Source organism: Novosphingobium sp. JCM 18896 (assembly GCF_025938095.1).
GTDB lineage: Bacteria > Pseudomonadota > Alphaproteobacteria > Sphingomonadales > Sphingomonadaceae > Novosphingobium.
In genome coordinates, this window is the sequence record NZ_JAPCZF010000003.1 from 748005 (window position 1) to 772296 (window position 24292).

24 protein-coding genes are annotated in these 24292 nt (G+C 66.8%); 10 read left to right on the forward strand and 14 right to left on the reverse strand.

Annotated elements, in window-relative coordinates; genetic code table 11:
* Positions 1 to 258: 258 nt before the first annotated feature.
* The 6 genes from OLX23_RS13980 to OLX23_RS14005 form a co-directional block, all read right to left on the reverse strand.
* Positions 259 to 3522, reverse strand: coding sequence for an error-prone DNA polymerase (locus tag OLX23_RS13980; RefSeq protein ID WP_264445600.1), 3264 nt, complete (start codon positions 3520 to 3522; stop codon positions 259 to 261).
* On the reverse strand, positions 3522 to 5360 hold the full coding sequence (locus OLX23_RS13985) for a DUF6504 family protein (protein ID WP_319641318.1): 1839 nt from the start codon (positions 5358 to 5360) through the stop codon (positions 3522 to 3524). The genes OLX23_RS13980 and OLX23_RS13985 overlap by 1 nt, the downstream gene beginning before the upstream one ends.
* Entirely contained in the window at positions 5278 to 6072 is a 795-nt protein-coding gene (locus tag OLX23_RS13990; protein ID WP_264445601.1) for an ImuA family protein, read from the reverse strand. Before OLX23_RS13990 ends, OLX23_RS13985 begins: the two co-directional genes overlap by 83 nt.
* 202 nt (positions 6073 to 6274) lie before the next feature.
* Positions 6275 to 6469, reverse strand: a complete 195-nt coding sequence (locus OLX23_RS13995; protein ID WP_264445602.1) for a DUF6961 family protein — start codon at positions 6467 to 6469, stop codon at positions 6275 to 6277.
* A complete protein-coding gene (locus tag OLX23_RS14000) occupies positions 6466 to 6597 on the reverse strand; it encodes a hypothetical protein (protein ID WP_264445603.1) in 132 nt (43 codons plus the stop codon). The genes OLX23_RS13995 and OLX23_RS14000 overlap by 4 nt, the downstream gene beginning before the upstream one ends.
* 84 nt (positions 6598 to 6681) lie before the next feature.
* On the reverse strand, positions 6682 to 7311 hold the full coding sequence (locus OLX23_RS14005; RefSeq protein ID WP_264445604.1) for an SOS response-associated peptidase family protein: 630 nt from the start codon (positions 7309 to 7311) through the stop codon (positions 6682 to 6684).
* Positions 7312 to 7464: 153 nt separating this feature from the next.
* Between OLX23_RS14005 and OLX23_RS14010 the strand changes: the two genes are divergently transcribed.
* The 3 genes from OLX23_RS14010 (at position 7465) to OLX23_RS14020 (ending at position 10128) form a co-directional block, all read left to right on the forward strand.
* Positions 7465 to 7908: an SOS response-associated peptidase family protein gene (locus OLX23_RS14010; protein WP_264445605.1), complete on the forward strand. Its 444-nt coding sequence runs from the start codon at positions 7465 to 7467 to the stop codon at positions 7906 to 7908.
* A 61-nt stretch (positions 7909 to 7969) separates the two neighbouring features.
* On the forward strand, positions 7970 to 8881 hold the full coding sequence (locus tag OLX23_RS14015) for an endonuclease/exonuclease/phosphatase family protein (protein ID WP_264445606.1): 912 nt from the start codon (positions 7970 to 7972) through the stop codon (positions 8879 to 8881).
* A gap of 41 nt (positions 8882 to 8922) precedes the next feature.
* Positions 8923 to 10128 carry a winged helix-turn-helix domain-containing protein gene (locus OLX23_RS14020; protein WP_264445607.1) on the forward strand — a complete coding sequence of 402 codons (1206 nt, stop codon included), beginning with the start codon at positions 8923 to 8925 and terminating at the stop codon, positions 10126 to 10128.
* Between the two features lie 162 nt (positions 10129 to 10290).
* Here the strand turns inward: OLX23_RS14020 and OLX23_RS14025 are convergent, their stop codons facing one another.
* Positions 10291 to 10797 (reverse strand): TetR/AcrR family transcriptional regulator, encoded by a 507-nt coding sequence (locus tag OLX23_RS14025; RefSeq protein WP_264445608.1) that lies wholly within the window; start codon positions 10795 to 10797, stop codon positions 10291 to 10293.
* Between the two features lie 107 nt (positions 10798 to 10904).
* Here OLX23_RS14025 and OLX23_RS14030 point away from each other — a divergent pair, with 107 nt between their 5' ends.
* From OLX23_RS14030 to OLX23_RS14050, 5 genes are all read left to right on the forward strand, one after another.
* Positions 10905 to 12059, forward strand: coding sequence for a cytochrome P450 (locus OLX23_RS14030; RefSeq protein WP_264445609.1), 1155 nt, complete (start codon positions 10905 to 10907; stop codon positions 12057 to 12059).
* Positions 12059 to 12907, forward strand: coding sequence for an oxygenase MpaB family protein (locus OLX23_RS14035; RefSeq protein ID WP_264445610.1), 849 nt, complete (start codon positions 12059 to 12061; stop codon positions 12905 to 12907). The genes OLX23_RS14030 and OLX23_RS14035 overlap by 1 nt, the downstream gene beginning before the upstream one ends.
* Before the next feature lie 260 nt (positions 12908 to 13167).
* Positions 13168 to 13935 (forward strand): SDR family NAD(P)-dependent oxidoreductase, encoded by a 768-nt coding sequence (locus OLX23_RS14040; RefSeq protein ID WP_264445704.1) that lies wholly within the window; start codon positions 13168 to 13170, stop codon positions 13933 to 13935.
* A 3-nt stretch (positions 13936 to 13938) separates the two neighbouring features.
* The gene (locus OLX23_RS14045) at positions 13939 to 14862 is read left to right on the forward strand and encodes a glycosidase (RefSeq protein ID WP_264445611.1); all 924 of its coding nucleotides are present in this window, start codon (positions 13939 to 13941) and stop codon (positions 14860 to 14862) included.
* Positions 14863 to 15063: 201 nt separating this feature from the next.
* Positions 15064 to 16158 (forward strand): GGDEF domain-containing protein, encoded by a 1095-nt coding sequence (locus OLX23_RS14050; protein ID WP_264445612.1) that lies wholly within the window; start codon positions 15064 to 15066, stop codon positions 16156 to 16158.
* Positions 16159 to 16515: 357 nt separating this feature from the next.
* Here OLX23_RS14050 and OLX23_RS14055 read toward each other — a convergent pair whose 3' ends face one another.
* The 3 genes from OLX23_RS14055 to OLX23_RS14065 all read right to left on the reverse strand — a co-directional run bounded on the left by OLX23_RS14055 (position 16516) and on the right by OLX23_RS14065 (position 18274).
* Positions 16516 to 16917: a hypothetical protein gene (locus OLX23_RS14055; protein ID WP_264445613.1), complete on the reverse strand. Its 402-nt coding sequence runs from the start codon at positions 16915 to 16917 to the stop codon at positions 16516 to 16518.
* A gap of 11 nt (positions 16918 to 16928) precedes the next feature.
* The gene (locus tag OLX23_RS14060) at positions 16929 to 17801 is read right to left on the reverse strand and encodes a TIGR02587 family membrane protein (RefSeq protein WP_264445614.1); all 873 of its coding nucleotides are present in this window, start codon (positions 17799 to 17801) and stop codon (positions 16929 to 16931) included.
* Between the two features lie 104 nt (positions 17802 to 17905).
* Positions 17906 to 18274: a low affinity iron permease family protein gene (locus OLX23_RS14065; RefSeq protein ID WP_264445615.1), complete on the reverse strand. Its 369-nt coding sequence runs from the start codon at positions 18272 to 18274 to the stop codon at positions 17906 to 17908.
* Between the two features lie 161 nt (positions 18275 to 18435).
* Here OLX23_RS14065 and OLX23_RS14070 point away from each other — a divergent pair, with 161 nt between their 5' ends.
* Together OLX23_RS14070 and OLX23_RS14075 are read left to right on the forward strand one after the other, a co-directional pair.
* On the forward strand, positions 18436 to 18861 hold the full coding sequence (locus OLX23_RS14070) for a DUF2231 domain-containing protein (RefSeq protein ID WP_264445616.1): 426 nt from the start codon (positions 18436 to 18438) through the stop codon (positions 18859 to 18861).
* The gene (locus OLX23_RS14075) at positions 18858 to 20201 is read left to right on the forward strand and encodes a PQQ-dependent sugar dehydrogenase (RefSeq protein WP_264445617.1); all 1344 of its coding nucleotides are present in this window, start codon (positions 18858 to 18860) and stop codon (positions 20199 to 20201) included. Before OLX23_RS14070 ends, OLX23_RS14075 begins: the two co-directional genes overlap by 4 nt.
* Here the strand turns inward: OLX23_RS14075 and OLX23_RS14080 are convergent.
* The 4 genes from OLX23_RS14080 to OLX23_RS14095 are packed head-to-tail and all read right to left on the reverse strand — an operon-like array spanning position 20149 to position 24254.
* On the reverse strand, positions 20149 to 20424 hold the full coding sequence (locus tag OLX23_RS14080; protein ID WP_264445618.1) for a hypothetical protein: 276 nt from the start codon (positions 20422 to 20424) through the stop codon (positions 20149 to 20151). The genes OLX23_RS14075 and OLX23_RS14080 overlap by 53 nt on opposite strands.
* The gene (locus tag OLX23_RS14085; RefSeq protein ID WP_264445619.1) at positions 20421 to 22943 is read right to left on the reverse strand and encodes a cbb3-type cytochrome c oxidase subunit I; all 2523 of its coding nucleotides are present in this window, start codon (positions 22941 to 22943) and stop codon (positions 20421 to 20423) included. Before OLX23_RS14085 ends, OLX23_RS14080 begins: the two co-directional genes overlap by 4 nt.
* Positions 22940 to 23899: a cytochrome c oxidase subunit II gene (coxB, locus tag OLX23_RS14090; RefSeq protein ID WP_264445620.1), complete on the reverse strand. Its 960-nt coding sequence runs from the start codon at positions 23897 to 23899 to the stop codon at positions 22940 to 22942. The genes OLX23_RS14085 and coxB overlap by 4 nt, the downstream gene beginning before the upstream one ends.
* Positions 23889 to 24254 carry a c-type cytochrome gene (locus tag OLX23_RS14095; protein WP_264445621.1) on the reverse strand — a complete coding sequence of 122 codons (366 nt, stop codon included), beginning with the start codon at positions 24252 to 24254 and terminating at the stop codon, positions 23889 to 23891. The genes coxB and OLX23_RS14095 overlap by 11 nt, the downstream gene beginning before the upstream one ends.
* Positions 24255 to 24292 lie beyond the last annotated feature (38 nt).

Below are 24292 nucleotides of genomic sequence, written 5' to 3' on the forward strand. Positions count from 1 at the left end.
GGGTACGGACGTCCATCAGCAAAGCGTCGGCGCGGCCCCCATCCGGCGAGCCCGTCTTACGGCTTTTGCCCTTGATGTCGGACTTTGGAAACAAGAGAACGCCTCGGCCGAAACCGAGGCGTCCCTCTAATATCAGAACTGGGAGAAGGAGTGGGGCGGACCCAAGGAGAGAGCGTCCGAGCCACACGACGGGCTCTAGGTGAACATGGTTAACGATTTGCTTCGATGTTCCCGAAGATCGACGTGAAGCCGCTGGCCTTAGCGAAAATCGTGGCTCTTGATCGGAATAATTGGCGTGACGGCGGGTTCGTTGCCGAACGGCGCTGACGCGAGCGTCCGTCCCCGCGGCGGCCAGGTGGGGTCGCGGGGGTCGGGGGCGCCCCCGTTCTTTGCTCCGTCGCCGCGGCTGGGTTGAACGCAGAAATCCGTGCTGCCCACGCCGCGGAGCATCTCGTCGTGCTCGACGATCCGGTCGCAGATGACGTGGATCACCTCGCCTTCCTTCTGCAGCCTTCCACGCATCGCGATCATCGACGACGACATGACCTGGCGGCGGTAGATCTCGAACTTCTTGGGCCATAGGATGCCTTGGGCTACACCTGTCTCGTCCTCGATCGTGACGAACAGCACGCCCTTGGCCGAGCCGGGCCTTTGCCGGACCAGGATGACGCCGGCGACCTCGACGTTTCGGCCGTCGGGAATCCCGGCGAGATCCGCGCAGCGCACGATGTTCATCGCGCCGAGCTGACCGCGCAGGAAACTCACCGGATGGCCGCGCAAGGACAGCTGAAGCGAGCGGTAGTCCTCGACCACCTCGCGACCAGCGGTCAGCGGCTGCAGTTCCACGCAGGGCTCCAGACCCTCGGGACTGAACCGAGCCTCGCGCGCGTCCGCGGCGGCGAACAGGGGGAGGGGGGATTCTCCCAGACCCCGCACCTTCCAGAGCCCTTGCCGACGGTCGTGCGCGAGCACGTGGAAAGCGTCCGCTTCGGCGAGGCGCTCGATCGCCGCGCGCGGCACGCCGGCGCGGCGCCAGACTTCCTCGACGCTGTCGAAGGCCGTGTCGCCGCGCGCGCCCACGATCGCGGCGCCGTGAAGGTTGGCGAGCCCGCGCACCTGCCGCAGGCCCAGCCGGACCGCGGCATAGCGGCCGCTGCCGCGTTCGAGCGTGCAGTCCCATCGGCTGTGGTTGATCGAAACCGGCCGGACTTCGACGCCGTGCAAGCGCGCATCGCGCACGATCTGTGCGGGCGCATAGAAGCCCATCGGCTGGGCGTTGAGCAGGGCCGCGCAGAAGACGTCGGGATGATGGTGCTTCATCCAGCAGCTCGCATAGGCGATCTTGGCGAAGGACGCCGCATGGCTCTCGGGAAAGCCGTAGGAACCGAAACCCTCGATCTGCTTGAAGGTCCGCTCGGCGAAGTCCTTGGGATAGCCGCGCGCGACCATGCCATTCACGAGCTTGTCGTAGAAGTGGCTGACGCCGCCCGTCAGCTTGAAGGTCGCCATTGCGCGGCGCAGTTGATCGGCCTCGGCCGGCGTGAAGCCCGCGCCGACGATCGCGACCTTCATCGCCTGCTCCTGAAAGAGCGGCACGCCGAGGGTCTTCTCGAGCACGGCGCGTAGCTCGGGCTTGGGGTAGTCTGGTTTCTCCTTCCCCTCACGCCGGCGCAGGTAGGGATGGACCATGTCGCCCTGGATCGGGCCGGGCCGGACGATCGCGACCTCGATCACCAGGTCGTAGAAGCGTGCGGGCTTCATGCGCGGGAGCATCGACATCTGCGCGCGGCTCTCGATCTGGAACGTGCCGAGCGTGTCGGCCTTCTGGATCATCGCGTAGACGCCGGGATCGTCGTCCTGGAGATCCGCCATCGTGACGCGGATGCCTTTCTCCTGCTCAAGCAGAACGAAAGCCCGGTTCATGCAGCCGAGCATGCCGAGCCCGAGCACGTCGACCTTCATGAACTTGAGGGCGTCGATGTCATCCTTGTCCCATTCGATGATCTGGCGGTCCTCCATGCGCGCGGCCTCGATCGGCACGAGATCGTCGAGCCGGTCCTGGGTCAGGACGAAGCCGCCGGGGTGCTGCGACAGATGCCGCGGTGTGCCGATGAGCTGCTGGGCGAGGTCGAGTGTCAGGCGCAGGCGGTGGTCGTCCGCATTGAGGTTGAGGCTCTCGATCTGTTCGTCGGCGATGCCTTCCATCGACCAGCCCCAGACGAGCCCGGTCAACATCTTGGTGAGATCGCGCGGCAACCCAAGCGCCTTGCCGACCTCGGCGACGGCGCCGCGCGTCCGATAACGCGTAACGACCGCGGTCAGCGCCGAGCGGTCGCGGCCGTAGGTGTCGTAGATCCACTGGATGATCTCCTCGCGCCGCTCGTGCTCGAAATCGACGTCGATGTCGGGCGGCTCCTTGCGCTCGCCCGAGACGAACCGCTCGAACAGAAGTTCGTGCTGGATCGGATCGATCGAGGTAATGCCGAGCATGTAGCAGACGCAGGAATTCGCGGCCGAGCCACGCCCCTGGCACAGGATGCCGCGCCGCCGGCTCTCGGCGACGATAGCGTTGACGGTCAGGAAATAGGGGGCATAGCCGAGCCGGTCGATCAGCCGCAGCTCGTGGTCGATCTGGCTGCGGTAGGCGGCGGGAATGTCGCTACCGAACTTCCGGGCGGCGGCGTCTTCGGTGAGAGCGGCGAGCGCCTGCTGGGCCGTGCGTCCGGCCATCACCTCCTCGTAGGGGTACTGGTATTGAATCTCGCCGAGATCGAACCGGCACCGTGCGGCAATGTCCGCGCTCGCCTGGATCGCGTCGGGAAACGCCGCGAACCGGCGCGCCATCTCCTCGGGCGACTTGAGATTGCGGTCCATGAACCGTTCGCGCCGGAAGCCCAGCGCATCGATCGTCGTCTTCTCGCGGATCGCGGTGACGACGTCCTGGAGCGGGCGCCGCTCGGGCGCATGGTAGAGCACGTCGCCGGTCGCGACGCTGCGCAGCCCGGCGCTGCGCGCCATGGCGTCGAGCGCGTGCAGCCGCGCGAGATCGTCGGGCCGGCGCCGGAAGGCGAGGGCGAGATAGCCGCGCGCGCCGAACAGGTCGGCGAGGTCGCCGAGCTGCGCGGTGAGAGCTTCAGTGGGCATGTCGGGGAGGAGGATGGCGATCAGTCCCTCGGCATGAGCCGCGAGATCGCGCCATTCGAGAATGCAGTGCCCCTTGCCGCCGCGCGCCTTGCCCAACGACAACAGCCGCGTCAGCCGCGACCAGGCCGCGCGGTCGGTGGGATAGAGCAGCAGCGCGCGGCCGTCGCCAAGATCGATGCGCGCGCCGGCGATCATCCGCACGCCGGTGGCCTTCTGTCCGTCCCAGCCGCGGACGACGCCCGCGACCGTGTTCCAGTCGGAAAGGCCGAGGCACTCGTGACCCAGGCGCTGCGCGGCAGCAAAAAGCTCTTCGGGCGAGGAGGCGCCGCGCAGGAACGAGAAGTGGCTGGTCACCTGGAGTTCGACATAAGTCGCCATCAGCCGAACAGCCCTTGCAGGAACCAGCTGAGATCGCCCGTCGGCGCATCGACGCCGTCACCGCGGCGGAAGATCCAGAAACGTTCGCCGCCGGCCGCCTCGACGCGAAAATAGTCGCGTACCGCCCACATCTCGCGGGCACTGCGCCACCATTCGCCGTGGACGCGCTCGGGACCGTCGCCCGCGACGATCTCGTAAGTCCGGCGGCGCCAGGTGAAGCGTCTCGGAGGATGATCGGGCAAGAGCGCGAGGACGCCCGACAACGGCTCGGGGCGCCGCAGCAGGCGAACCGGGCGCTGCCATTGCGGCCAACCGGCGGGTTTGGCCAAGGGACCCACACGGGCCACCGCGCGTTCGGGAACGTCGCTCTCGATCGCCTGAACGCGAAACAGGGCATCCTCCCCGACGCGGCCCGCGAGTTGGTCGACGAGCGGCGCGATGTCGGGGCTGCGGCAATCGCCTGCGAAAGCCGCGGCGAGCTCTTCGGGTTCGAGCGCCTCGACGCGCGGCGCGGCGAGCACGAAGCTTTCGATCCCGAGGCCGGGCTCGATGCGGTCTATCCGCATCGCCAGCATCCGCTTGAGATGAGCGGCATCCCGGGTGGCGCGTGCCGTGCCGAGCGCCAGACGCTGCTCGTCGTTGTCGACGCGCGCGCAGCTGAGCGCGAGCGCGCGGACCCCGAGCCCGCGCGCCTGAAGCCCAGCGACCAGATCGTCGACGAGATCACCGATCACCTGCATGATGGCCTCGGGTGTCGCGATGGGCTCGAGCAGGCGGCGTTCGGCGCGCGGCCGATCGAAGGGCACGACCGGCACGATGGGCTCGGCGGCGAGACCGCGGGCCTGGTCGAGCCGCCGGACGGCTTCCATGCCGAGCCGTCTGGCGAGCGGGCCGCGCGGGATCGGATAGAGATCGCCGATCCGCGCGAAACCGAAGCGGGCGGCCGCCGTCAAGGCTTCCTCGCCAAGGCGCAGCGCGGCGAGCGGCAGATCGGCGATGGCCTGGGGCTCCGTGCCGGGCCGGAGGAGGGCGATGGCCGATCCGCCGTAGCGGGCGAGGGCATAGGCCGCGCCAGGCGTACCCGCGATCGCGATCGCCGCGCTGAAGCCCAGCCGCGCGAAAAAACGCAGCAGGCGCCGGCAGAAGCTCTCCTCGCCCCCGAACAGATGCGCGGCGCCTGTTAGATCGAGCCAGATGCCGTCGCCGATGTCGCGGGTCGTGGTGATGCTCGCGTTCGGTGTCCAATGGCAGACGGCGTGGAGCGCGAGCCGATCGAGCAGCGCGCGGTCCGCTTGCGGTTCGGCATCGCGTACCTCGAGGTCGGAGACGAGCGCACGGGCGTGGGCGGCGGCCATGCCGGGGCGCAGCCCGAGACTCAGCGCCAGCGGGCAAGCCGAGGTCACGAGGTCGTGCTGACCGGCACGCTCGACGAGGACCATCGGCCGGCCCGGTGCAGCGCGCACCATCGCGGTGATGTCCTGCGCGCCGCCGGGGGCGGGACCTGGCGCCCCATCGTCGGGTCTCATGGCCTTGAACGGGTGGTCCGCGGGCTCGCTGCGGCGGCCCATCTCGCGCATCGTCGGGCGCTGATGAGCCGGAAGCGCATCGATCGCGTCCTGCCGGTTCTTGCTGCCGCCTAGCAGGCCGTCGCGCGCCCAGCGCGCGCCGGGGCGCCAGCCGCCGCCGCGCGGCACCGAGCAGGCGCCAGGATCGTCATCGATGGCGGCGAGCGGCGCCTTGGCCGCAATGTCGGGCTCAAGCGGCCCGGCTGGTCGCTCCGACCCGCGCAGCCGCTCGATCGCGAGCTGCGGCAGGTAGAGCGAGGCGACCCGTGTCATCGCAGGCCTCGAGTTCGAGGGAAAAAGGATTGCCGTTGCGCTGGCGGACCAGCTCGACGAGCCAGCGCCCGCGGCCGATGCCCGCTGTCGTGAGCCGCGCCGAGGGGCGCGTGCCGATGCGCCAGCGCGTCATGGCCGAAGAGGGAGCATCGAGCGGGCAGCGCCCGCCCGCGCGGTGGCGGCGATAGAGCAGGACCGGAGCCGCGCTGTCCTGCGCCGCGAGCTGCAATCGCCGCGTGGCGGTGCGGTCGGCGCTCTTCACTTCGGCTATGACGCAGGCGAGCGACCCGTCGCGCAGGCCGTCCTCGGCCATGGCGAGGACATCGCTGTCCTTGGCGCCTTGCGCGTAGAGTATGAGATCGGGGGCGAGCCCCGCCTGTTCTAGGCCCGGCGCATAGAGGTCGAATTGCGTGAGCGCCCAGAGCACCGTCGCGCTCCGAGAGCGGGCGTGGGGCCCGGTCGCGAGCGCGGCGAGGCGCGCGGCGATGCCCGCAGCAAACAGCGTTGCTGCCGCATCGTCGCTGAGGGCTGCGGAGGCAGCTGCAATCTCGTGAAGGCCTCGCCGGTCGATGCCACCGGCGGCCAACCGCTCATCCATGGCGGCAAGGTCGAATGGCAGGACGGCGGAAGGCGCGGTTGCTACCTGCGCTATCTGCTGACGCAGCGCGGCAAGATCGACCGCGCTGGGCCGATGGGGAAGGGAAATGGTCATAGGGATAGCGACTCAAATGTTCCTATAATGTTCCATCTTGCGCTGGACGCCGTCAACCCACCTTTGAACGCACCACCGCGACCGGCGGAATCCAGCGGTCGGCGGATTGCTGCGGCCGCTTGGCATGGGACACGCTGCTGGCCATGACCGGGATATCCGCTCCCGAGCGGGGCGGCCGGCATCGATGGCGCGGCCTGTCGTGCTAGTTGACGGGCGTGGAGGGGGCCTGCTCGAGCATCTCGATGCGCTCGAGGATGGCGCGCCACACCCTTGCGCCCTCGAAGGCACCTTCGGCCAGCAGCGCGTCGGCGCGCATCGACGCGAACAGAAAGGCCGATGTCCCGTGCTGTCGTTCAACTTCGAGCGCGCAGACCCACAGGTGCTCCTCGTCGGTCACGACCAGGAAAGGAGGCCCTGCAGGATCCAGGCGCCCACCAGGAAGGCATGGGCCCAGGCATCGATGACGTTCCAGCGCTCGGCCCGCTCGATTTCAGCCTCTTCCTCGGGGGTGTACCAGTCCTTCATGGCGGACGAGATTACTATGCGCCCGCGCAATGCGCGAGCGCAGTTGCATCCGAAACTGTGGCTCCTCGACTGCGGGCGGGAGCGTCAGAGCAGCAGGCTGCCTTGATCGGGCGCCGATCCCGGCGGCGGCCAGACCTGTTGCGAGATCAGGCTCCCCGCGGGCAGGTGTCGCAGGACCTCATGTGCGGGGACATCGACATCGAGCCAGTCGGCCCATCGGTCGCGCGTCAGCGGGATGATCTGGCGATCATGGTAGGGACGGATGTCCGGACCGGCATCCATCGTCAGCAGGCTGAATGCCTCGCCGTCTTCGTAGGCGCGCCAGACGCCGGCCATGCAGAACCAGTCGTGGCCCTCGAGCGTGAACAACCATTTGTCGAGACGTTTCTGCTTGGGGATCGCGGGATCGGTCGTCTCGTAGAACCCGTCGCAAAGGACCAGGCAGCGGTTCGACGCGAAGTCGCGTCCGTCCGATCGGAAGTTGAAGACGGGCGCGCCGCGGGGGCCGGGCCAGGACCATCGCCGATTGACCAGTTCGCCGCTGCCGCGCTCGCCGACGATCCCCTTCACGATCGGCGCCACGTCGGTGATCAGGATATCCTCGCGCGCCGCGACGTTGGGCTTTCCCTCGGGCAGCCTGATCTTGATCTTGAGGTCGTCGAAATCCTCCATGATAGAGGCGATGTCGACCTCCAGGCGGTAGTCGTTGCACATGGAAACCTCATTCCTCCGCAGCTTGCAAGCGGTCTTAGTTCTCTTTATGTTCTGTCTGTGGACTCGAAGCCAACCCCGTTCGATATCGATGCCCCGCTTGGCGACGCGCGCGCGATCATCCGCCGCAATCCCGACGATCTCTCGGAAGTGGAGATGATCGAAGCAAGCTGGGGTTCCAATCCGCGTTTCACGGGCGGCATCGAGTACCGGTTCATTCGCGCGGAAGGAAAGACATTTCCGAGCGCGCGTTGCCTGATCCCTTGCTCGGAATTCCACATGCGCGCCGCGGGCGGCAAGCGCTACCGGGTTACGCTAGACAGCGGCAACTTCTTCTACCTCGCCGGCGTATGGGAGCCGGCCATGGCCGACTGGCCAGTCTGCTACCGCGTCATCACCGTCTACGCGAATTCCGATATATCGGACTATCAGGAGCGGCACGGCGCGATCATCCATCGCCGCCAGGTCATGCAGTGGCTCGACGCTACGGTGCCGGAGACGGAATTGCTCGCGATCCAGCCTGCGCACACCTTCTTCGTCGAGGAGATGAAAGGCGCGCGCGCAGGCAAGCCCGGCGCTCAGCGCCGCCTTGCGCTCTGATGTCGGCGAACTGCGGCCGGCAGCGATTGAACCCGCCGCCGGGTCCGGTCAGAAGGCGCCCATGAAATCCCGATTGCGCGCCGCGCCGCTCGCCCTTATCCTGTTGCTCGCCGCCTGCGCAGCGCCGCATACGCCGTCACGCGATGCGCGTGCGTCAAACGCAGCGGCGCTGAGGCTCGCGAGCTGGAATCTCGAATTCCTCGCCGAAAAGGACGGGACGGGATGCGAACCGCGCACGGCGGCCGACTACGCGGCGATGCGCCGGATCGCAAACGACCTTGATGCCGATGTCGTCGCCTTCCAGGAAGCCGAGAGCCCTATGGCCGCGGCGCGGGTGTTCGATCCTGCCCGCTATGTGATCGTCATGGAGAACCGCGCAGGCAATCCGACCGGGACCTGCGGCGGCAGGCATCCCGAGCAACCGTTTATTCGTCAGGCGGTCGGCTTCGCCATCCGCAAGGGTATCGCCTTCGATCGCAATCCCGACGTGACGAGCCTGCAGACAGGCGATCCGCAGCTTCGCTCGGGTGTCGACGTGACGATCCGCCCGCGCGGGCGCGGCGCGATCAGGCTCCTCGGCGTCCATCTCAAATCCGGCTGTTTCACCGGCGCCGAGGCCAAGGCTTGCCCGGTGCTCCTGGGTCAGATCCCCGCGCTCGAGGCCTGGATCGACGCGGCAGCGAACGGTGCGCAACGCTTCGCGGTCATGGGCGACTGGAACCGCCGCCTGGCGCTTGCGCGCGACGCGGTGTGGAGCGAGATCGACGATGGCGTTCCGGCCAATGCCGATCTGCGCCTCGCCGACGAAGGCGTCCCGCCGGCCTGCGATCCGCGGTTCGACAGCTTCATCGACCATATCGTCCTCGACAAGCGCGCGGGCCGCGACATGCATTCGTATTCGGAGGTTCGCTACGCCGAGGGCGAAAAGCATTACTCGGATCACTGCCCCGTCGTGGTGACGCTGGGTGGCTGATCGAACGATTTCTGTCCGCACGACGATCGTTATCGAGCCAGGTGCTGGCCGCGCGGAGGGGACATGAGCGCATGCCGCCCATGACCATCGAACGGATCGGGCTGCCGCTGGCGCGGCGCATGGCGCTGGCGGCGCAAGGATTCGGACGCAAGCTGCCGGACAAGCCCGGCTCGGCCGATCTGATGCGCGCTCTGGCAAAGATCCAGCTCCATCAGATCGACAGCGTCAACGTCCTGTCCCGCGCGCATTATCTGCCGGCTTTCTCGCGTCTCGGCGCTTACGACCGGGCGGATCTGGACAACCTCGCATGGGGCCCCAGGCGCAAGCGGCGTTTGTTCGAATATTGGGCCCATGAAGCCTCGCTGCTGCCGGTCGAACTTCAGCCGCTTCTGCGGTGGCGCATGGCCGCGGCCGATCGCGGCGAGACGGGCTGGGGGCGCATGCGCCTCTATGCGACCGAACGGCGCGCCGAGGCCATGGCGCTGCTCGATCGTATTCGCATCGACGGTCCGCTCGCGGCATCCGACTTCGAGAGCCACAAGGGGCAGTCGGGCTGGTGGGAATGGAGCGACACCAAGCGCGCGCTCGAGTGGCTCTTCTGGGCGGGTCACATCACCACCGCGACGCGGCGGGGCAGTTTCGAGCGCGTCTACGACCTGACCGAGCGGGTCATTCCCGCGCACATTCTGAGCGAGGAGACCCCGGGCGAGGCGCAGGCTTGCCTTGCCCTCATCGAGCGCGCGGCCAAGGCACATGGTATCGCGACAGCTGCAGACCTTCGGGACTATTTTCGGCTGTCTCCCGAACAGGCGAGGACCGCGATCGCGGGCCTCGTCGAGGAGGGGGTGTTGATTCCGGTCAACGTGCCGGGATGGCGCGATACATGGATCCACCGCGATGCCCGCCGGCCGCGTACGATCAAGGGGCAGGCCTTGCTGGCCCCCTTCGATCCGCTGATCTGGTCAAGGGACCGTGTTCAGAGGTTGTTCGGCTTCCACTATCGCATCGAAATCTACGTGCCGGCCGAGAAGCGCAAGCACGGCTACTATGTCCTGCCGTTCCTGCTCGGCGATCGGCTGGTCGCGCGCGTCGATCTCAAGGCCGATCGCCAAGCGTCGCGTCTGCTGGTCCAGACTTGTCATTTCGAGCCGGACGCGCCGCGTGATGCTGCGGAGGCGCTTCGAGCCGAACTGGGCTTGCTCGCGCGATGGTTGGGACTTGGCGGCGAAGACTATTGTCTGCGCTGACTTTGCTCGCCCCCGATCGGGAGATCACGATGGACTGCTTGCGCTAGGGAGCAGGATTTCCCCGTCGCTTTTGCGGGCAGGGTAAAGGTCAACCAATCGGGTTCGCCGATTCCGATCGGGACGGCTGTTTGACAGGCAAAAAGCGCCTCGACCGGGGCTCGCTCACGAAGCCGTGCTGATCCTCGCGATGATCAGGCGGTCGACAAGGTCTGCGACCCTTGCCAAGTCCAGAAGCGGCTCCTCGCGCAGCCACCAATCGAGCAGTTCGATAGTGCCTACGATCGCGAAGCGTATGGCGAGCCGTCGCGGCAACCACTCCGGAGACAGGTCGGGAAGATCGGCCATGCGGTCGAACAGGTGGCGCACCAACATGCCGCGCGTGGCGTCGCCGGCGCCGGTCAGAAGCGCGATGTATGTCGAACGTTCGGCATCGATGGCTTGTACGAGTTCGCGCGCCGCAGCCTGCGTGCCGCCGGAAATCAGCGCCGGTATCATCTGCTCGACCAGTTCGTCGGCAAGATGGGCTACCGTGTCCACCAGCAGGTCGCGCGGATCGGCGTAGTGGCGGAAATAGGTGGCATAGCCCACGCCGGCGCGATCGGCGATCATGGCGCCCGTGACAGCCTCAAAGGGCATGTCCGCCAGAAGTTCGAGCAGCGCCTGCCGCATTGCCGCTCGTGATCGCACGACCCTCGCGTCTTGTCGCTCGCCTACCCTTGACACTTTTGCCTTCGATCCAATTTATGATAAGTAACTTATCAAAAGTGGAGTCGAAGATGGACGCCATCGTTTCGCAAGTCGAGCGCCAAAAGGGTGAAAAACCCCGAAGCAAATCGTTAGATGGCACGCGCGGCGGTCCCGTGCGAACGGTGCTGCCAGTCCGCGGTTACGACGCCGTTCGGCGCGTGCTGCGCGATCCGGGCCTGCGGCAGGCGGGCTTCAAGGCGGATCTGGTCGAGCGGGCTGGTCGGACGGTGCGTCCGCCGATTCTGTTTCTTTCTGGCGAGGCCCATCGGCGCCAGCGGGCCGCAACCGCGCGCTTCTTCACACCGCGCGCGGTCAAGGAGCGGCACCGGCCGGTGATCGAGGAATGCTGCGACCGGCTGATCGATCAACTGCAGCGCCGCGGTCATGCCCGGCTCGACACCATGGCGCTGGACCTCGCGGTGAGCGTCGCTGCCGGCATCGTCGGGCTGACCGACAGCGACAAGCGCGGCATGATCAGGCGATTGGACGCTTTCTTCTCGCCGGCGCTGGCGATGCGTCACGATCCTATATCCGGCGTGATCGCGACCGTGCTCGGGCAATTGCGCATGTTCCATTTCCATATCCGCGACGTCCGTCCCGCCATTGCGGCGCGCCGGCAACAGCCGCGCGAGGATGTGATCTCGCATCTGCTTTCCGAAGGATATTCTGACCGGGATATCCTCGTCGAATGCTTCACCTACGGTGCGGCCGGCATGGTCACGACGCGTGAATTCGTGACGATGGCGGGATGGCACCTGCTCGAGAATGCCGAATTGCGCGGCCGATTCCTGACGACGGACCGGGCCGGCCGCCTCGCTATGCTCGAGGAAATCTTGCGCCTGGAGCCGGTCGTCGGCACGCTTTATCGCCGCGCGAAGGGCGGCGAGCCACCGCTTGCGCTCGACATTCGCTCCGCCAATGCCGATCCCGAAGCGATGGGCGACGATCCGGAGCATCTCGATCCCGACAGGCTGCGTAGCGATCGCGTGGGCGGAGCCGGCCTTGCCTTCGGCGATGGCGAGCATCGTTGCCCTGGCGCGGGCGTGGCCCTGAACGAGGCCGAGGCCTTCCTCGATCGTCTGCTGCGGGTACCGGGCCTGCGGTTGGTGCGCGCGCCAAAGCTCGGCTGGAATTCCCTCGTCACCGGCTATGAACTTCGTGACTGCCGTATCGAGATCGTCTGATGCTCCGCGTGTTGAACGAACTCATGCGCCCGCCGTCGGGCATAACGGCCGATTTTACGAAACCGATCGGCGAGCCGTCGCTTGCACCGGCCGATGGCGTCTCGTGGCGGATCTTTGCCAACCCCGTCACGGTGTTCATCGGCGGCGTGGCCGCAGTGCTCCTCGAACTGGCCGAGCCGTCGGTTCGCTCGGGCGTTTGGGACAACAGCAGTTTCCGCAGAGATCCATTGGGCCGGCTGCGCCGCACGGGCTTTGCCGCAATGACCACGGTCTACGGACCCCGCGGCGAGGCAGAACGGATGATCGCGCGCGTGGTGGCGATGCACGCTGGGGTTCGCGGTACCACGGCCGACGGGCTGCCCTATAGCGCGAACGATCCCCGGCTTCTGAACTGGGTCCAGGCAACGGCCATATTCGGGTTCACCGAGGCTTATAGCGCCTATGCCTCCAAGCTCACGCCGGCCGAAAAATCCGCGGTCTTTGCCGAAGGGCAGGCGGCCGCGAAACTCTACGGCGCGGTGGGTGCGCCCGGCTCGTGGCCTGCGTGGGAACGGCTGCTGACCGCGACCGCGCCGACGCTCGAAGGTTCGGACATACTTTCTGAATTCCGGGGTGTAATGTCCGATGCAGCCATCCTGCCAGCCCCGTTGAAAGGGTTGCAGCGGCTGTTGGTGCGCGCGGCGGTCGAGATCGTGCCCGAGCCGGTCAGGAGCCTTCCGCAGTTGGAGGGGGCGGGCTTAAGAGCCGGCGAGCGTCTCCAGGTTCGTGCGATCGCCGCGATTGCAGGTTTCCTCCGGTTCTCGAGCCTTCCCGCCGCGCAAGCGGCGCGGCGTATGCGCGCAGGCTAGAGCTTGGCGATATGGCCGGCCAAGCCGGCAGCCAACCGTTCTCCCGCTATCTCGATCACGGCCGCCCGTTCACTTGGGCTGCCAGGAAGCGCAACGGCCTTGGTGCCCCGGGACATCGCGCAAATATCCTCGCCTCAGATGATGAGGAGGAGGATCCCTCCGGCCACGCGGGCTTACCTCCGCGAGTCCTGGGCGCGGAGCCCACATTACGGTGTTTTCATGAAACAGGCGAAGACGCGGCACGTTTGCCTGTCATGGATATGGCTTCGACATGTGCTGTGGTCACCGGCGGAGAATCGGGCATCGGTAAGGCTTGCGCTCTGGCGCTCGGCCGAGCCCAAGTCTCGGTCGCGCTGACCTGGTTTCACGACGAAGGCGCCGCCGCGGCGGTGGTCGCGGAGATCGCGGCGGCGGGCGGTAAGGCGATCGCGCAGCAGGCCGATGTCGGGAGCGAAGCCGACGTCGAGACGCTGTTCGCTGCGGCAGAGGCGGTGCTCGGTCCCGTGCGGCTGCTCGTCAATTCCGCAGGACTCAATATGACGGGCACGTCCATCCAGGACATGAGCCTCGCCCAGTTCGACCGCGTCCTGCACGCCGATCTCCATGGTCCGTTTCTCACCTGCCGGCGGCTTGTCCGCGGTCTCGAGGGACACGAGGGCGGCGCCCGTATCGTCAACATCTCGTCGATCCACGAGCGCGCGCCTCGCGCCGGGGGCGCCGACTACGATAGCGCCAAGGGCGGCCTGGCACAGCTCACCGCCACGCTGGCGCTCGAGCTCGCGCCGCGCGGCATCGCGGTGAATGCCGTTGCGCCCGGGATGATCCTGACACCGATGAACCAGTCGGCGCTCGACGATCCGGACGAACTCGCGCGTAAGTCGGCTGCAATCCCCTGGGGACGTGCAGGGCGGCCCGAAGAAGTGGCGGACCTCGTTCTCTATCTGCTCTCGCCCGCGGCCGACTACATCACTGGCGCGACGGTGGTGATCGACGGCGCGCTATCGCTTACCGTCGCACAAGGAGCCTGATGCGTGCAGATCGACTACGTCGTGGAGAAGCTGGAAGTCGTGAAGCTCGACATCGCGCGCGCGGACGGACTGCTCGCTCGGCATGATCTGATGAGCCCCTATGTCTGGGAAGAGCAGGGTCGGCGGCACCTGCTGGTACGCGTACTCGACAACCCGCTCGGGCCGGACGATCCGACCGGTGTGATATACGCCGGCACTTCCGAAGACGGCCTGCATTTCACGATGCACGAGCAACCGGCGATCGCTCCGGGACCGGAAGCGTCGGACCTCGGCGGTGTCGAGGATCCTACTGTGGTAACCGCGCGCGAAGGGGCACTGCTCGTCTTCTACACCGGGGTCGACGCGGCTCGTGCGCAAGGCTCGCTGCTCGTCGCCAAAGGCCCGGGCCTCGATCACCTGCGCAAGCAGAAAGTGCTGCTCAAAGCGCCCGAAGGTGCGGGCAACATCAAGGAAGCGACAGTGGCTCAAGGTGCCGACGGACGCTGGCGTCTGTTCTACGAATATGCCCGGGAGTTTGACGGACAAGGAGCCTCGCGCATCGGCCTTGCGCTTGCCGATGGTCCTGAGGGGCCTTGGGAGTCGGTCACCGATCCCTTCACCATCCGCGCAAGGGCGTGGGACAACTGGCACCTGTCGACGGGGCCTATCGTCGCACGTCCGGGGCAGCCGCCCGTGATGTTCTATAATGGTGCGACGGCCGACGCGCGCTGGCGGATCGGCTGGATCGCCTTCGACGAGAATTATTCCCGCGTGGTCGATCGCTGCGTGGAGCCCATGCTGGTTCCGCCGCCCCCTAAGGAGCGCGCGGGGACCGACATAGCTTTCGCTGCGTCGTGCCTGGACGACGGCGAGACCATTTTGCTCTACTTCTCGCTCGAAGACCGCGTCCTGCGACGAGCACATGTCCGGCGGTACGACCGGAGCTGAAGGGGATCCACAGCGGAGCGCGAGCGACGTCGGGCAGGGCCGCCGCCCGCTATTTGCCGCTCGCAATTCGCAACCGTTCATCGCTGTCGGCGAAGGAGCATTCCAAAGGGGCCGGGGCACGAGTGCCAACAACGGACCCCGCGGCTCAGGCAATCTTAACTCGCGTCTGGAAAAGGATTCTCTCGTCAGTTCGAGATCCATATGACCCTTCCCGATATCGAAACCCTTCGCATCTGCAGCGTGCTGAATGCTCTGGCCTGCGGTTCGATCTTCTTCATCCTGTGGATCTGCCGGCGAGCCGAGATCCACCTTGCATACTGGGCGGCGAGCTCCTTCCTGTACTGCGCCACGCTGCTCGGGCTCGCCTGGATCGGCCATGCTGGGCTTGCCGGAAGCAGCGTGCTTTTCGCGTTGCTCGCGATCAGCAACCTGATCCCGATCCTCGGCTTGCGCCGTTTCGAAGGGCGACCGCAGTTCGAGAGCTGGATGGTCTTGCCGGTCGCCTTTGCTGTTGCGGGACACGCGGTGACGGCGCTTCTCGTCGATGCGGGTCTGCTCGCGGCGCGGTATGGAGAAGCGGGCGATGCGTTGGGCCTTGCCGGGGCGATGCTGACGAGCGGCCTCGTCATGTTGAACGGTCCCGCGCGGGGTCAGCGCATCGCCGGCTTTGCCATGCTCGGATATCTGCCGGGTTTCGCGATCGTGATGCTGACGCCCATCCTGGGTGACTATCAGGCTCCCATTGCCATGGTGCCCATGCTTGCGGACATGCTGCTTTTGCCCGTGCTCAACGTTGGCCTTCTCGCCATTCCGCTCGACCGCGCGCAGGAAAACCTCCGGCAGGCGGCCCTGCGCGATCCGCTGACCGGCGCCTGGAACCGCGCCGGGCTCGACGAGCAGAAGGCGCTGCTATGGCGTCCGGAGGCCGGGGTGATCGCGATCGACGTCGATCATTTCAAGTCGGTCAACGACCGGCAGGGCCATGCTGCCGGTGACGCCGTGCTCGTCGAGATTGCGCAGGCCGCGATGAAGGTTTGTGGCGCGCTTGGCGGCGCGCTCGCGCGCGTCGGGGGAGACGAGTTCGTGATCCTGCTTCCCAGAGCCCAGGACCTTCGCCCCGCGGCCGCTACGTTGATGGCACGGGTCGAGCCTGCCCAGACCCAATCGACCTGGTCGCTCAGCATGGGACTCGGGACGATCAAGCGCGACGAGGCCGATTTTCAAGGCGCCCTGCGCCGGGCGGACGAGGCCCTCTACGATGCGAAGGCGAAAGGACGTAACCGGCTCGCGGCCTAGTGCGCATGAGGAAAATGGGATCGGGCTATCAAGAGCGGGGGCATCGCGGCGAAACTAGAAGCTCTGCTCAATTGAAGGCGGTAAGGGGCGATCGCCCTCAAGGCTTTCCCTTCGGCGCGTCGCCAGTCGTTGGCGGGCGATCGGCAAGGCCGCGAATAGGCAACCTATCTGGTTTGCCGAGGGAGCGACGAAAAAAGGCATTGCAGTCTCGGCTCTGAGTTCTCTTGCCTTTCCTCGTCGGCAAACGCGATCCGGATGTGGATTATTCGAGCCGGATTTCTTTTGGCGCAAGCTGCTCTGCTTACGACGTCGATCCGGGCGATGGCGTGGATGCGCAGTCTCGCCGTTGCCACCGCTTCAGGGGACTTGATAGCCGAGCGGCCTCATGCGAACGATCAGTCCAGCCGGATCGTGCTCGAAGTAGAGCCCGCCCTCGGCGCGGCCGTTTCCGGGGACGTAGTCGACGAGCGCGGAACTGGTCTCGACGACACGATCACCATCGAGGAGCCGGCCTTCGATCTGGACCTCGGCAGCATCCCCGCCCGCGACATTGACCGCCTTGAAGAGCATGACGTAGCCCGTCGCCGTCCTCGTTATCCGGCCGGGCTCGATGCTGACCACCGCAGGGGCGCTCGAAGGTCGGGTCAGGGCATCGCGGCCCACGATGACGAGCAGGGCGATCAGGAAGACCAGGCCGATGCCGCCGGCTATCCATTCCAGAACCGGGGTCTTCGCGGCGATTTTACGGGATCCAGCCAAGTCGCTTCTCCTCAGACCACCAGCCGTGCGATCGCCGCTCCGACCGAAGCCGGAAAACCGAGCACGACCATATTGGCGGCAACGACGTCGAGGGCCGCGCCGTCGATGCGCCCGAAAGTCCACAGGACGTAAAGGCTGACGAGCATCGCGATCCCGTAGCCGGGGCAGGTGAAGGCCCAGAACACGCGTCCCGTGCCATAGCCCTCGGGAGCTTCCTCCCGTCCCGCCAGACCCACGGTGTAGACGAGCGCATGGAGCGCGATCAGCGAGATCAGAATGAGGGCGAGGGTATGCCAGGCGGTCATCTTGAGCCCGATGAGCACGACCTCCTCGGTTGGCGCGACGTTGAAGGCGAGAAACAGGGCGCCGGCCATCATGAGGAAAAGCTGCCCGGCGTAGCCCGCCGAACGGGCTTCCTCTTCCTCGCGCTTTTCGCCTTCGCCATCGCCGAGCTGCTTGCGCGCGAGCATCGCACCAAAGCTCGCCGGCACGGATTGGACTGCGATCATACCGGCAATTTCATGCAGCGGGCTGTCCTTGGAGATCAGCCCGAGGACCGTGAGTGCCAGGGCAGAGACGGTGATCCCCACGGCATAGGCGCCGAGCGCGTCGAGAACATCCTCGGCGAGGGTTTCGGTCGGCTCGAAGCCGCCGAAGCGGGACAGTACGACGAGGACCGCAAAATTCGAAAGGATGAAGGCGAGGAGCCGAAAGGGATGGATGGCGAAACCCAGCGTCCACATTTCCATCGTCATCAGCAGCGGCAGTCCGAAGATGATGGCGCCGGCAAAAGCCCGCGCCAGTCCCTTCGCATAGACCTCGTTGGAGTTCGCGGGGGCATCGCGATCGGCCCGGCCATGTTCGGCAGTGCGCGCTTGAGTCATGCTGTGATCGCCATAGTCGTTGTCACTCCGGCCAAACGCGCGGCATGCCGTCGATGTGCCCAGAGATTTGCCAAGCAATTCAGCAAGCCTTGGTCCTTTCCTCTTTAGATGCCCTCGGGTTTTTCCTGAACCATGGCGAGGAGGCGCTGCGCGACCCGTTCGATGTCCTTGCTCGACAGGTTCTCCAGATCGACGAATGCCGATGCCTCGCCTCCCGCGTCGGCCAGCACTGCGTCGAGCTTCAATTGCAGGACACGCGAATCCCGGTTCTGCGAGTTCTGGATCAGGAACACCATCAGGGTGGGGACGATCGAACACGCCGTGTTGATGGTAAGCTGCCAGGAATCCGAGAAGCGAAACACCGGCCCCAGGGCCAACCACGCGGCCACGATGACCAACGTGCCGAGGAAGGCCCAGGGCGAGCCCGCGGCGTCGGCCGCATGCTTGGCAAAGCGATGAAATGTTTCGATCATGATGCCTCCATGTCGGCACCTGATCGCTTGGCGCCGCCGTCGGTTCCCGCGCGAGTGTCGGTTCCGAGCGAACCGTGGCCGCGCCAGCCACCGCTTCTTGGGGCAGCCGCAACTTCGGCCTGCGCGGATCGTTAGGTGGGGACGTCCCAAGGAGCTCCCGAATGGTCGCCGAGCGACTCCACCACCCGATCCACCCGCTTCACGGCATCGTCCTCGGCGCCTTGCCGACGCTGTTCGGCGCGGCCTTTCTGGCCGATGTCACCTACCTGCGAACGGCCCAGATTCAGTGGTCGAACTTCGCGCAGTGGGCGATCGCGGGCGGTCTGATCGTCGGCGCGCTCGCCTTGATTCCGGCGGGCTTCACACTGCTGCGACATATCGTCGGCGCCCGCGCGCGTCCGCTGCTCTATCTCGCGCTGCTGGCCGGCCTGTGGATCGTCGCTTTCGTCAATATGCTGCTGCACAGCCGCGACGGCTGGTATTCGGTGACGATTACGGGAGCGGTCCTGTCGTTCGCCACGACGGTCCTGGCGATCGCCGCGGCCTGGGTCGGCTATTCCGGATTTGCCCGGCGAGGAGAGGCATGATGCGCCGCGGATGGATTGCCGGGGCTGCGATGGTGCCGCTCGTCGTCCTGCTCGCCGCCTGCGGCAGCAAGAGCGAGACTGCGCAATACGGTTCCGACCCGCGTCTTCCCGCGCGCGAAACCGGGCTGCTACCGACGATCGCCGTCGCCGGGCCGACGGGATGGGACGGCCAGAAACCGACGGTTCCTGCGGGCTTTCGCGTCGAGGCGATCGCGACGGGACTGAAGATGCCGCGTCAGATGCTCGTCCTGCCCAACGGTGACATCCTCGTCGCCGAGGGTGCGGGCAAGTCCGCGCCGGCGCTGCGGCCCAAGGATATCGTCGCGGGCTTCATCAAGGCGCGCGGCAAGAGCAAGGTCGAAGGCGGGAACCGCATCACGCTGCTGCGCGATGCCGACGGAGACGGTCGCTACGAACTACGCACGACCTTCATCTCGGGCCTCAATGCGCCCTATGGCCTGGCTTTCTTCAACGGCTCGCTTTTCGTCGCAAACCAGGATGCGCTGCTGCGCTTTGCCTATGTCGAGGGCCAGACGCAGATCACCACGCCGGGCGCCAAAGTCGCGGATCTGCCTGCCCAGATCAACCACCACTGGACCAAGTCGCTCGCGCTCAGTCCCGACGGTGCCAAGGCCTATGTGGGCATCGGTTCGAACAGCAACATTACCGAGCGGGGCATGGCGGCCGAGCTCGACCGCGCGATGGTCTGGGAGATCGATACGGCCACGGGCGCGCATCGCCCCTTCGCGACGGGTCTGCGCAATCCGAGCGCGCTGGCGATCGACCCGGGCAGTGGGCAGCTCTGGGCGGCGGTGAACGAACGCGACGAGCTGGGGCCGGACCTCGTGCCCGACTATGTGACCGCGGTACGACCGGGCGCCTTCTATGGCTGGCCCTACAGTTACTGGGGGCAGCACGTGGACCCTCGCGTCCATCCCGGCGATCCCAAGAAGGTCGCCGCGGCACTGCGTCCGGACTACAGCCTGGGCTCGCACGTCGCGCCGCTCGGCCTGGCCTTCGCGGCGCCGGCTCTGGGGGCGAACTTCGCGCAGGGCCTCTTCGTCGGCGAGCACGGCAGCTGGAACCGCAAGGCCTTGAGCGGCTACAAGGTGGTCTTCGTGCCGCTGGCGGGTGGCAAGCCGAGCGGAGCGCCGGTCGACTTCCTGTCCGGATTCCTCGATGCCGATGGCAAGGCCCGCGGCCGGCCCGTCGGCGTGACGGTCGACCCGCGCGGCGCGGTGATCGTCGCCGACGATCTGTCGCAGACGGTATGGCGCGTGACCCCGCTCAGCCCGCCATCAGCGCCGGCAGCGCTTGCCAAGCCACCGCCAGCAGGCTGAGGCCAGCCCCAGCGCCGGCCACCGAGCGGCGCCAGGCGGCAAAGGGATCGTCGCGGCGCAGGCGGGAAATGATCCGTAGAAACCAGACGTCCGCGCCAAGGCAGACCAGGGTGAGCGCGGCGACCGCCGCGCGATGGGGCGCGATCTCGGCGATCGCGTAGAGCCCGAAGAAATGCAGCGCCCAGACGAGCATCCCGCCCAGCAGGATCAGCCAGGTTCTCATGCGCCTATCGCGCGGGCGAAAAGCGTGCCGACCAGGCCTTGCGCGCCGGCATAGCCGACGAACAGGCAGGTCAGATCCAGCGTGTTGTTGCGGGTCTGGCTGACCAAGTTCTTCACCGCGCGCCAACCGAGATAGCCGGCCATCAGCACGGCGATCGCGCCGACCATCGCCTGCAGGCAGAGGATGGCGTTGACCGCGGCGCTCTGGCCGCTCGTATCGGGCGGCAGGAGCGCGAGCCACGCGCGCGCATCGAGCCAGGTCAGCAAGAGCGCAGCCACGGCAGCGAGGATCACGGGGATCGTCGCCCAGCTGTTGCCCCTGCGATGGAGCCGCCGCGTCGCCCAGGCCGCGAAAACGACGCCGACATAGCCCGCCGCGATCGCCAGGCCCTCGGTCAGGGGCAGCGGCTTGGTCCAGAAGCCCGGCTGGTTACCCCAGAGGAAGGCGAGGCTGAACAGCGCCATGGCGAAGATCATGCCCATCACGATCATGAGGATCACCATCGCCCACCAGCCATGGCTAGCGGGCCCGGTGACATAGGTCGGCACGCGGATGCCCGCGCCGATGTCGACGTCGCCCTGGTCGACGGGCTGGTCGGTGTCCCACAGCCAGCGCAGGACCGCGATCGTCGCCAGGGCGCCGCTGACCCAGGCAAAGGTGTAAGCCTGCACGGTGAGGGCGAGAAAGAAGCCCGCCGTCAGGATCGCCGCCGCGAAAGGCCAGGGCGAGGGGCCGGGCATGATCTGCAGATACTGCGGCTCGGCGAGAAGCGGGCTGGTGACGATCGTCTCGCGCCGGCCGGTCGCCGAATTGGGCAGGAAGTAGCGCCCCTCTTCGACATCGTCCGAAAGACCAGGATCGTCCCACAGCGGCTCGCGGCTTTTCACTACGGGGATCGAGCGCGTCGAGTACAGTTCGGTGGGCAGCCATTCGAGCGTGCCCGCACCATAGGTGTTGCCGGCATTGCCGCCGCCCGGCGCAAGGCGGAAGCGGCGGCCCATGTCGATGAGGAACAGCGCGATGCCGAGCGCCAGCATGAAGGCACCTATCGTCGAGATCAGGTTGGGCAGGTCCCATCCGGTGCCCGGCAGGTAGGTGTAGATGCGCCGCGGCATGCCCATGAGCCCGGCGAGATGCATTGGCATGAAGGCGACATTCATGCCGACGAACATCAGGCCGAAGACCCATTTGCCGAGCCGCTCCGACAGTGCCGTGCGGCTGACCATCGGTGTCCAGTAGTACATCGCGGCGAACAGCGGGAAGACCATGCCGCCGATCAGCACGTAGTGGAGATGGGCGACGATGAAATAGGTGTCGTGCACCTGCCAGTCGAAGGGCACGAGCGCGACCATGACGCCGGTCAGCCCGCCGGTGACGAAGATTACGACGCTTCCCATCGCGAAGAGCCCGGGCGTGTTGAACCGCGGCTTGCCGATAGCGAAAGTCGCGATCCACGAGAAGACCTGGATGCCCGCGGGAACGGAGACCGCCATCGAGGCCGCGGAGAAGAACCCCGCGGTCATCGGCGGCAGTCCCGTCGCGAACATGTGGTGGGCCCAGACGCCGAAGCTGATGAAGCCCGTGGCGACCATGGCGAGGACGATCAGCCGGTAACCGACAAGTTCGGTCCGGGCGATCGTCGGCACGATCATGCTCATCATGCCCGCGGCCGGCAGGAAGATGATGTAAACCTCGGGGTGGCCGAAGAACCAGAACAGGTGCTGCCACAGTAGCGGATCGCCGCCGCGGGTCGCATCGAAGAACGGCCAGTTGAAGGCGCGCTCGATCTCGAGCAGCAGCGTCGCGAGGATCACGCTCGGGAAGGCGATGACGATCATGACCGCGAAGACCAGCATGGCCCAGGCGAAGATCGGCATCTTGTCGAGGCTCATCCCCGGCGCGCGCGTGCGCAGCACGCCGACGATGATCTCGATCGCGCCGGCGATTGCGCTGATCTCGATGAAGCCGATGCCGAGCAGCCAAAAGTCGGTGTTGATGCCCGGCGAATAGGACTTGGAGGTCAGCGGCGGATACATGAACCAGCCGCCGTCGGGGGCGAGCCCGACGAACAGCGAGGCGAAGAAGGCGAGGCCGCCCACGGCGTAGGCCCAGAAGGCGTAGGCGGACAGGCGCGGAAAGGGCAGGTCGCGCGCGGCGAGCATCTGCGGCAGCAGCAGCACGCCCGCAGCCTCGACCATCGGCACGGCGAAGAGAAACATCATCACCGTGCCATGCATGGTGAAGACCTGGTTGTAGGTCGCCTGCGGCAGCACCTCCATCAGCGGCGCGGCAAGCTGGACGCGCATGACCAGCGCGAGCAAGCCGGCGAGCAGGAAGAACAGGAAGGCCGTGGCGAGGTAGTAGATGCCGACGTAGTTGTTGTTGACGACGGTCAGGTATTCCCAGCCTTTGGGCGCGCACCAGATGCGCTTGAGCTGTGCTTCCTCGTGCCTCGGCCGCTCGCCCTTCGTCGGAAAACGATCGTAGAGCGCGGGATCGAAGCCCGTTTCAGACCTCACTTGAGGCTTTCCATATAGGCAGCCAGTGCGGCGAGATCCTCGGGCGCGAGCTGCTTGTAGCCCGGCATCCGGTTGCCGGGCTTGAGCGTCTGGCTGTCAGCGATCCAGCCCATCAGCGTCCCGCGATTGTTGGGTAGGATGCCCGCGCCCAGGGTGCGGCGCGAACCGACGTGGCTGAGATCGGGGCCGGCAAGGCCGTTGGCCTCGGTGCCCGCGATCGTGTGGCAGGCTGCGCAGCCGCTCGTTCGGAAAAGTTCGGCGCCCCGCTGCGCTTCGGGTGGGGGCGGCGCACGCCGGCCCGCTTGCCAGCGGGCGAAGGTCTCGGGGGTGTGGGCGACGACGGCGAAACCCATCAGCGCATGCGGGCCGCCGCAATATTCGGCGCATTGGCCGCCGTAGGTGCCCGGCCTGTCCGCCTGGATGCGCAGGAGGTTGGTGCGGCCGGGGATCATGTCCATTTTGCCGGCGAGGTTCGGGACCCAGAACGAGTGGATCACGTCGGCCGAGGCGAGCTCGAGCAGCACGCTCTTTCCAACCGGGATGTGCAGCTCATTGGCATCGCGGATCACCGTGCGACCCGCCGCGTCGAGATAGGCGACGCGCCACCACCACATCTCGCCGGTGATGCGCACGCGCATTTCGTCTGCACGCGGGCCGGTCGCCTGGAGATCGCCGGTCAGTCGCAGGCCCCAGATCAGCAGCGCTGTCAGCACCACTCCGGGAAAGGCGACGCCGCCAATCCAGATCGCGCGGTCGCCCCCGAGCCGGCGCCGCAACGACGGCTTGCCCCAGAGCGCCACGGCGAGGGCCGCGAGGACGACGATCAGCACTATCGTCCCGCCGATCAGCAGCGCCCAGGTGAGCAAGACCACGGGCTGGGCAAAGGGGCCGCCCGCGTCGAGCACCGGCGGCGGCCAGCCGCTCAAGACCGAAGTCAGGCCGGCTTCAACGCGCATGTGCGGACTGCGGGGCGGAGTGCAGGAAGGCAGCGATGTCCGCGGCGTCTCGCGCGCTCATCGGCTGGCGCGGCATGGCCGTGCCCGCCGGATCAAGCAGGAATTCGGCGAGACGGTCGGGGCGGTTCGCCTGGCGGCCGGCGATCGAGGCGCGATTGCGAAAGTTCGCCAGCGAAGGCCCGCTCGTGCCGGCGGGCCAGATACCCGGGATGACGTGGCAGGCGCCGCAGCCGAGCCGCTCGGCTGCGACACGTCCGCGCGCGACGGCTTCGGTGCCAGCCGGATTGGGGGCCAGGCCGACGTTCTCGCAACCGGCCAGCAGCAATGCCGCAATCAAGGCGATACGCACCCCCATTCGTCTGTCGTGCCTCCGATCGTGGAACCGCCCGGCGT

Coding starts and splice junctions, on each gene's coding strand:
- OLX23_RS13980 (WP_264445600.1), bottom strand. CDS start 3,522: ATGGCGACTTATGTCGAACTCCAGGTGACCAGCCACTTCTCGTTCCTG.
- OLX23_RS13985 (WP_319641318.1), bottom strand. CDS start 5,360: ATGACACGGGTCGCCTCGCTCTACCTGCCGCAGCTCGCGATCGAGCGG.
- OLX23_RS13990 (WP_264445601.1), bottom strand. CDS start 6,072: ATGACCATTTCCCTTCCCCATCGGCCCAGCGCGGTCGATCTTGCCGCG.
- OLX23_RS14000 (WP_264445603.1), bottom strand. CDS start 6,597: ATGAAGGACTGGTACACCCCCGAGGAAGAGGCTGAAATCGAGCGGGCC.
- OLX23_RS14005 (WP_264445604.1), bottom strand. CDS start 7,311: ATGTGCAACGACTACCGCCTGGAGGTCGACATCGCCTCTATCATGGAG.
- OLX23_RS14010 (WP_264445605.1), top strand. CDS start 7,465: ATGATCGAAGCAAGCTGGGGTTCCAATCCGCGTTTCACGGGCGGCATC.
- OLX23_RS14015 (WP_264445606.1), top strand. CDS start 7,970: ATGAAATCCCGATTGCGCGCCGCGCCGCTCGCCCTTATCCTGTTGCTC.
- OLX23_RS14025 (WP_264445608.1), bottom strand. CDS start 10,797: ATGCGGCAGGCGCTGCTCGAACTTCTGGCGGACATGCCCTTTGAGGCT.
- OLX23_RS14030 (WP_264445609.1), top strand. CDS start 10,905: ATGGACGCCATCGTTTCGCAAGTCGAGCGCCAAAAGGGTGAAAAACCC.
- OLX23_RS14035 (WP_264445610.1), top strand. CDS start 12,059: ATGCTCCGCGTGTTGAACGAACTCATGCGCCCGCCGTCGGGCATAACG.
- OLX23_RS14040 (WP_264445704.1), top strand. CDS start 13,168: ATGGCTTCGACATGTGCTGTGGTCACCGGCGGAGAATCGGGCATCGGT.
- OLX23_RS14050 (WP_264445612.1), top strand. CDS start 15,064: ATGACCCTTCCCGATATCGAAACCCTTCGCATCTGCAGCGTGCTGAAT.
- OLX23_RS14060 (WP_264445614.1), bottom strand. CDS start 17,801: ATGACTCAAGCGCGCACTGCCGAACATGGCCGGGCCGATCGCGATGCC.
- OLX23_RS14065 (WP_264445615.1), bottom strand. CDS start 18,274: ATGATCGAAACATTTCATCGCTTTGCCAAGCATGCGGCCGACGCCGCG.
- OLX23_RS14070 (WP_264445616.1), top strand. CDS start 18,436: ATGGTCGCCGAGCGACTCCACCACCCGATCCACCCGCTTCACGGCATC.
- OLX23_RS14075 (WP_264445617.1), top strand. CDS start 18,858: ATGATGCGCCGCGGATGGATTGCCGGGGCTGCGATGGTGCCGCTCGTC.
- OLX23_RS14080 (WP_264445618.1), bottom strand. CDS start 20,424: ATGAGAACCTGGCTGATCCTGCTGGGCGGGATGCTCGTCTGGGCGCTG.
- coxB (WP_264445620.1), bottom strand. CDS start 23,899: ATGCGCGTTGAAGCCGGCCTGACTTCGGTCTTGAGCGGCTGGCCGCCG.
- OLX23_RS14095 (WP_264445621.1), bottom strand. CDS start 24,254: ATGGGGGTGCGTATCGCCTTGATTGCGGCATTGCTGCTGGCCGGTTGC.